This is a genomic window from Youngiibacter fragilis 232.1 (genome assembly GCF_000495435.3).
Lineage (GTDB): Bacteria > Bacillota > Clostridia > Clostridiales > Clostridiaceae > Youngiibacter > Youngiibacter fragilis.
In genome coordinates, this window is record NZ_AXUN02000159.1 from 1 (window position 1) to 555 (window position 555).

Annotated in this window: 1 protein-coding gene; it reads left to right on the plus strand. The window is 30.1% G+C overall.

The annotated features are described in order from the left end of the window. Positions 1-145: 145 nt before the first annotated feature. Positions 146-555, plus strand: a 410-nt coding sequence (locus T472_RS20720; protein WP_023863516.1) for an SIS domain-containing protein, incomplete at its 3' end; no start/stop codon positions are given.

The window sequence follows — 555 nt, forward strand, 5'->3', positions numbered from 1 at the left end:
TGGAGCAATAGTTCTTGCTTCAGATTGTAAGCAAGACATTTTAAGAAAAAGATGTATTGAAATTTTTGGCGATTCATTTCCAATTATAGATCTATACGAAGGATTACCTAAAGGTCCATACCCAAAATAAAAGGAGAGTAATGGTATGTATGAATTTGTTTCTGGATATATTCAAAGATTAGTCAAGTTATTAGAGAGTATTGAACTGCAAAATATATGTGATATTATTAATCTTTTAGATAATATAGATCCATTTGTCAATACTATATACTTTATAGGTAATGGAGGTAGTGCAGCTACGGCTTCTCATTTTGCTAATGATATTGGGATTGGGTTGAAAATAAGAGGAATAAAGAACATTAATGTGGTATGTCTTACTGATAATATTCCAGTGATAACATCAATATCTAATGATATTGGATATGAAAATATTTTTTATGCCCAACTAAAAGATAAAATTAAAAAAGGGGATTTATTATTTGCAATTTCGGCAAGCGGAAATTCAGCCAATATTCTTAAAGCTGCAAAGTATGCTAAAAGTGTCGGTGCTTTAGC